Genomic DNA, 2,825 nt, shown 5'->3' with positions numbered 1-2,825 from the left:
CACCCCCAGCACCAGGCCGATCCATGGATAAATACGCCCCGCGCAACTGGCAACCCCACGAAAAGCCCAGCCTGCCCGGTTCTCCGTCGACACCACTGCACTCCACGCCCAAGCGCCTGGCTTATGCGGCGGTTGGCGTGCTGGTGGCGGTGACTGGTGGGTTGGGCAACTCGCTGGTGGTTGCCAACCTGCCTTACCTGCAAGGCTCGCTCGGCGCGACCACGGCGGAGATGGCCTGGCTGCCGGCGGCGTATGTGATGACCAACGTGTCGATGAACCTGCTGCTGGTGAAGTTTCGCCAGCAGTTCGGCTTGCGCGCATTCACCGAAGTATTTCTGGTGCTGTACGCGCTGGTGACCTTCGGCCATTTGTTCGTCAACGATCTCAATTCGGCAGTGGCGGTGCGGGCTGCCCACGGCATGGTCGGTGCGGCGCTGAGCTCGCTGGGTCTGTATTACATGGTGCAGGCGTTCCCGGCGAAGTGGCGGCTCAAAGCGCTGGTGCTCGGCCTCGGCACGTCGCAGTTGGCGTTACCGCTGGCGCGGCTGTTTTCCGAAGACTTGCTGCAGATCGCCGAATGGCGCGGCTTGTACTTGTTCGAACTGGGCATGGCCCTGCTGTCACTCGGCTGCGTGTTGCTACTGAAGTTGCCGCCCGGTGACCGCTTCAAGACCTTTGAAAAACTCGATTTCCTCACCTTCGCGATCCTCGCTACCGGTGTGGCGTTATTGTGCGCGGTGCTGTCGCTCGGGCGGATCGACTGGTGGCTGGAGGCGGACTGGATCGGCGTGGCGCTGGCCTGTTCGATCGCGCTGATCATCATGGGCCTGGCCATCGAGCACAACCGCAGCAACCCGATGTTGATGACGCGTTGGCTGGGCAGCGGAACGATGATCCGCCTGGCGCTGGCGGTGACCCTGATTCGCATGGTCACCTCGGAGCAATCCACCGGCGCGGTGGGGTTCATGCAGAACCTCAACATGGGCTATGAGCAGTTGCACAGTCTGTATGTGGTGATGCTGATCGGCAGCATCGCCGGGCTTGCCACCAGCGCGTTGACCATCGATCCCAAACACCTGCTGATGCCGTTGATCATTTCCTTGGCGCTGATGGCCACCGGTTCGGTGATGGACAGCTTCTCGAACAACCTGACCCGTCCCGCCAACATGTATTTCAGCCAGTTTCTGCTGGCGTTCGGCAGTACGTTTTTTCTCGGCCCGACCATGGTCTTCGGCACGCGCAACATGCTGACCAATCCGCGCAACCTGGTGAGCTTTTCCGTGCTGTTCGGGATCTGCAACAACCTCGGCGGGCTGCTCGGCGCGGCGTTGCTCGGCACTTTTCAGATCGTGCGGGAGAAGTACCATTCCAGCCACATCGTCGATCATCTGGTGATGTCCGATCCGTTGGTGGCCGCGCGGGTGCAGAGCGGCGGCTCGGCCTTCGGCGGTTTGCTGGCGGACCCGAGCCTGCGCAATCTGGCCGGCATTCGCAGCCTCGCCAATGCGGCGACACGCGAAGCGAACGTGCTGGCCTATAACGATGTCTTCATGCTGATCGCGGTCATTGCCGTCCTGACCATGATCTGGCTTTCGATTCGCGCGTTGTGGCTGATGAGCACCACGAAAGCCATTGAGCCGACACCTTCCGTACCACCCAGCGGTGCCACTTCTTCATGACCGAACCGACCACCACAACCACCAACGCCATCGCCGCCACGCCTGAAGGTGAGGCGCCGCCATCGTCGCCGAACACCGCGCCGCGTTCGCTGCGGGTGCGGATCATTTCTTCGCTGGGCTTTGCCGGGATCGCCATCGTCGGCGTACTGATCGTGTTGTATGCCTGGCAACTGCCACCGTTCAGCAGCGCCGTCGAAACTACCGAAAACGCCCTGATTCGCGGGCAGGTGACGATCATCGGCCCGCAGCTCAGCGGCTATGTGTTCGAGGTGCCGGTGCAGGACTTCCAGTACGTCAAGGCCGGGGACCTGCTGGTGCGTCTGGACGACCGCATTTATCAGCAACGCCTCGACCAGTCCCTGGCACAACTGGCGGTGCAGAAAGCCGGATTGGCCAACGTCGTGCAGCAGCGCAACAGCGCCGAAGCAACGATCAAATTGCGTCAGGCGGTGCTCGCCGACAGCCAGGCGCAGTTGCGCAAGAGCGAGGCGGATCTGCGGCGTAATCAGGAGCTGGTGCGCGACGGCTCGGTGTCCAAGCGCGAATTCGACGTGACCCTCGCTGCCAACGCGCAAAGCACGGCTTCTGTGGCGCAGGCCAAGGCCAATCTGGAAATCGCCCGGCAGGATCTGCAAACGGTGATCGTCAATCGCGGCTCGCTGGAGGCCGCCGTGGCCAGTGCCGAAGCAGCGGTGCAACTGGCGCGGATCGATCTGTCGAACACACGGATTGTCGCCCCGCGCGACGGTCAGCTCGGGCAGATCGGCGTGCGCCTCGGCGCCTACGTCAACTCCGGCGCGCAGTTGATGGCGTTGGTCCCGGACCAGAAGTGGGTGATCGCCAACATGAAGGAAACCCAGATGGCCAACGTGCGGGTCGGGCAACCGGTACGCTTTACCGTCGACGCCTTGAACCACCGCAGATTCACCGGCCACGTGCAGCATATTTCGCCGGGCACCGGCTCGGAATTTGCCTTGCTGCAGGCCGACAACGCCACCGGCAACTTCGTCAAGATCGCCCAGCGCGTGCCGGTGCGCATCACCATCGATCCCGACCAGCAGGAAGAAGAACGCTTGCGGCCGGGGATGTCAGTGGTTGTCAGCATCGACACCGCCGCCGGCGACACCCAACCCCACTGATCAATGC

General features: G+C 62.8%; 2 protein-coding genes. Both read left to right on the top strand.

Going from position 1 to position 2,825, the window contains the following annotated elements:
• The first annotated feature begins 23 nt into the window (after window positions 1-23).
• Window positions 24-1,679, top strand: a complete 1,656-nt coding sequence (locus D6877_RS15590; RefSeq protein WP_130911369.1) for an MFS transporter — start codon at window positions 24-26, stop codon at window positions 1,677-1,679.
• Window positions 1,676-2,818: an HlyD family secretion protein gene (locus tag D6877_RS15585; protein WP_130911368.1), complete on the top strand. Its 1,143-nt coding sequence runs from the start codon at window positions 1,676-1,678 to the stop codon at window positions 2,816-2,818. The genes D6877_RS15590 and D6877_RS15585 overlap by 4 nt, the downstream gene beginning before the upstream one ends.
• Window positions 2,819-2,825 lie beyond the last annotated feature (7 nt).

Origin of the sequence: Pseudomonas sp. Sample_9 (genome assembly GCF_004307535.1) — a bacterium.
GTDB lineage: Bacteria > Pseudomonadota > Gammaproteobacteria > Pseudomonadales > Pseudomonadaceae > Aquipseudomonas > Aquipseudomonas mercuritolerans.
The sequence above is the reverse complement of the archived record's forward strand: the minus strand, read 5'-3'. Positions and strand labels throughout refer to the sequence as shown.

Bases quoted from the DNA above. Each gene is read 5' to 3' on its own strand.
- D6877_RS15585 (WP_130911368.1), top strand. From the start codon at position 1,676: ATGACCGAACCGACCACCACAACCACCAACGCCATCGCCGCCACGCCT.
- D6877_RS15590 (WP_130911369.1), top strand. From the start codon at position 24: ATGGATAAATACGCCCCGCGCAACTGGCAACCCCACGAAAAGCCCAGC.